The sequence below is a fragment of the Cellvibrio sp. genome (genome assembly GCF_053579595.1).
In genome coordinates this window covers 1-3340 of the sequence record NZ_JBRFPI010000452.1, presented here as the reverse complement: position 1 = coordinate 3340, position 3340 = coordinate 1, and the positions used below count along the sequence as shown (strand labels likewise).

General features: G+C 46.8%; 3 protein-coding genes and 2 pseudogenes. 1 reads left to right on the top strand and 4 read right to left on the bottom strand.

Going from position 1 to position 3340, the window contains the following annotated elements; all coding sequences use genetic code 11:
• The 4 genes and pseudogenes from trpD to ACWA6V_RS19520 form a co-directional block, all read right to left on the bottom strand.
• A pseudogene (trpD, locus tag ACWA6V_RS19535) lies at positions 1-305 on the bottom strand (anthranilate phosphoribosyltransferase); the annotation flags it as partial.
• A gap of 19 nt (positions 306-324) precedes the next feature.
• Positions 325-906: an anthranilate synthase component II gene (locus ACWA6V_RS19530; protein ID WP_449524061.1), complete on the bottom strand. Its 582-nt coding sequence runs from the start codon at positions 904-906 to the stop codon at positions 325-327.
• Positions 903-2414, bottom strand: coding sequence for an anthranilate synthase component I (trpE, locus tag ACWA6V_RS19525; protein ID WP_449524060.1), 1512 nt, complete (start codon positions 2412-2414; stop codon positions 903-905). The genes ACWA6V_RS19530 and trpE overlap by 4 nt, the downstream gene beginning before the upstream one ends.
• 336 nt (positions 2415-2750) lie before the next feature.
• Positions 2751-2882 (bottom strand): annotated as a pseudogene (locus ACWA6V_RS19520) (ribulose-phosphate 3-epimerase); the annotation flags it as partial.
• A 146-nt stretch (positions 2883-3028) separates the two neighbouring features.
• Here ACWA6V_RS19520 and ACWA6V_RS19515 point away from each other — a divergent pair.
• A partial coding sequence (locus tag ACWA6V_RS19515; RefSeq protein ID WP_449524059.1) for a hypothetical protein occupies positions 3029-3340 on the top strand: 312 nt, incomplete at its 3' end.

Sequence of the window (3340 nt, the reverse complement as noted above, 5' to 3'; positions counted from 1 at the left end):
GCAGCGACAACAAACGCGCTGGCAGTGGAGATATTAAATAAGTTAGCACCATCGCCACCGGTGCCGCAGGTATCAACCAAAAAGGGAACATCTAAATCAACCGGTGTAGCCAGCTCGCGCATCACCATTGCAGCGCCAGTGATTTCATCCAGGGTTTCGCCTTTCATCCGCAGCGCCACCAAAAAACCACCGATTTGTGCAGGCGTAGCGCCCCCTGTCATCACCACACGCATCACAGAAATCATTTCTTCTGTACTCAGGTCGATGCGCGCTACCAATTTTGTTAATGCTTGTTTGATATCCATTGCCATTACCTTTTATGAATCAGTACGCCGTTAAAAAATTGCGCAACATATCGTGGCCATGCTCGGTTAAAATCGATTCAGGGTGAAATTGCACTCCCTCCAATGCGAGAGTTTTGTGTTTTACGCCCATAATTTCCGCCATGCTGCCATCTTCATTTTGCGTCCAGGCAGTAATCTCCAAACAATCGGGGATAGATTCTTTTTCAATGACCAGTGAGTGATAGCGCGTTGCCTGAAACGGATTTTTTAACCCAGTAAATACACCTTTGTTGTTGTGATACACAGGTGACGTTTTACCGTGCATTACGAACGGAGCGCGAATCACTTTACCGCCCAACGCCTGACCAATACTTTGATGACCAAGACAAACTCCGAGCAGCGGAATTTTTCCGGCGAAGGTTTTGATGGTATCCACCGACACCCCCGCTTCAGTAGGGGTACAAGGGCCAGGAGAAATAACAATTTTTTCTGGTGCTAAGGCTGCAATCTCTTCGATGGTGATTTCATCATTGCGTACGACTTTGATATCTGCACCCAGCTCGCCAAAATATTGCACCAGGTTGTAGGTGAATGAATCGTAGTTATCGATCATTAAAATCATTTTGCATCTCCTTTCACTGCAGCAGTGCCCACCATATCAACGGCTTTAAAAATCGCGCGCGCTTTATTCATGGTTTCTTTCCACTCCAGCGCGGGTACTGAATCAGCCACTACACCTGCACCCGCTTGCACATAAAGCTTGCAATTTTTAATAACGGCAGTGCGAATAGCGATGGCGGTATCCATATTGCCATTCCAGGAAATATAACCCACCGCACCACCGTAGATGCCACGATTTTCCGGCTCTAATTCGTCAATAATTTCCATCGCGCGAATTTTGGGCGCACCACTCAAGGTGCCTGCTGGCAATGCCGCGCGCAATACATCCATCGCACGCAGGTCATCTTTTAATTTACCGGTGACATTCGATGTGATGTGCATGACATGCGAGTAGCGTTCGACCACCATTTTGTCCGTCAGTTTTACGCTGCCGATTTTCGCCACACGGCCTACATCATTGCGCCCCAAATCAATCAGCATTAAATGCTCTGCAATTTCTTTGGGGTCATTCACCAATTCAATTTCCAGGGCTTTATCTTCTTCCGGCGTGTAGCCGCGACGACGGGTTCCTGCAATCGGGCGCACGGTCACTTCACCATCTTCCAAACGCGCGAGAATTTCTGGACTGGAACCTACAACATGGTGATCGCCAAGATCCATAAAATACATATAAGGCGATGGATTTAAATTGCGCAGGGCGCGATAAAGATTAATCGGCTCCTGGGTAAAATCAATCGATAAACGCTGGGACACAACCACTTGCATGGTATCGCCAGCCAAAATAAATTCTTTGATTTTATCAACATAGCGGTGGAAGTTTTCTTCACCGCAATTGGAGCTAAACAGCGGTTCGTTATGGCCATTATTCCCCAGCGATAAACTGGGTGTTGCCGGAATTTCGCCGCGCAGCTTTTGCTCCAACTCATCCAATCGCGCATTGGCTTTCACAAATGCGTTTTCCACTTCCGGATTCGCATGGATTACAAAAATCAATTTACCGGCAAGGTTATCAAACACCAATACTTCATCAGATACGCTAAGCAAAATATCCGGTGTGCCAATCACATCTTTCGGTGTGCTGGCTTTTAAATGTGGTTCCACATAACGCACACAGTCATAACCAAAATAACCAACCAAACCGCCGGTAAAACGCGGCAAGCCGGGTAACTCAGGTGCACGATAGCGCTGCTTGAATTCTTCCACGAATGTCAGGGCATCGGCACAGATATGAGTTTCCACAACAGTGCCATCGCGCTCGATCTGGATTGCATCGCCGAAGGCTTTGAGCACGGTGCGCGCAGGCAAGCCGATCATGGAGTAACGCCCCCATTTTTCGCCGCCTTGTACTGATTCAAATAGGTACGAATAAGGGCCAGCTGCTAGCTTCAGATAAGAGGATAGTGGCGTATCCAGATCCGCCAGCACTTCACGCATGACGGGAATACGGTTGTAGCCTTGCGCGGCTAATTGGGCGAATTTTTCGTGATCAATAAACGGGTCAGAGTTCATGGCATTACCTTTATGCTCGCCAGACTAAGGGGCAAGCTTTTATCTTTATCAATATTGTATTTGCGCAGCACTATTCATGAAAAACCATTTTTAAATATCTATGAACAGATAGCCTATGCGCAAACAGGGAAAGGCAGGCTCGGTACAAAACCGGTCAGGATTTTGCCAAAGCAAGATGAACTAGCGACGCCATCGGGCGGCAAGGTGGGTAGCGCACTCTGTAGTGTAGGTTGCGTGTTTCACGAGGATGATTCCTGTTTGAGCTGAGGGCAAGTGTACTGAAATAATCTGCCTATGCCTACCCTCAAGCCACTCTCAACGTCTGCAAATAAACGGCTATTTCGCCAGTGCCAATTGCTCGCGCATCTGGGTGATAACAGCCGCGTAATCTGGTGCATTAAAAATGGCAGAACCGGCAACAAAGGTATCCGCACCCGCTTCAGCCACTTCGCGGATATTCGCCAACCCATGCGTACTTTGAAGACGGGACTTATGAAGTTCAATTGGGTATTATTGGAATCAATAAGGTAACTTCACAGGAAGAAAAACGATGTGCAACGAAGACAATAGTGGTAGGATTACCGAAAGAGGATCAACCCCTGGCAGAAGATCAAATGGTAGCCTCATCCATCCAGGAAGACATGGTATTCATTCCCGATGACAGTACAACAAAATTGATGTACACCCCAGATAGCACGTTGTACTTCGTACAGTTCCATGAAAGTGAAAAACAACTTTCACTCGATGATCCTTATTTCAATAACATCAAGTATGAAATCACAGAGCGGTATCAGGAAAACGAAACCAAATACAAATATTCTGTAGGCAACACCTCGGATGTCAACGTAATGCTCAGGATTTACAATGATCTGGTGGATCATGGGTACACTGAAAGCATGATTCGTGAAATTAAATCGGATGAATAC

What these genes read in the sequence shown, in the direction of transcription:
- ACWA6V_RS19530 (WP_449524061.1), bottom strand. Translation starts at nt 906, where the DNA reads ATGATTTTAATGATCGATAACTACGATTCATTCACCTACAACCTGGTG.
- trpE (WP_449524060.1), bottom strand. Translation starts at nt 2,414, where the DNA reads ATGAACTCTGACCCGTTTATTGATCACGAAAAATTCGCCCAATTAGCC.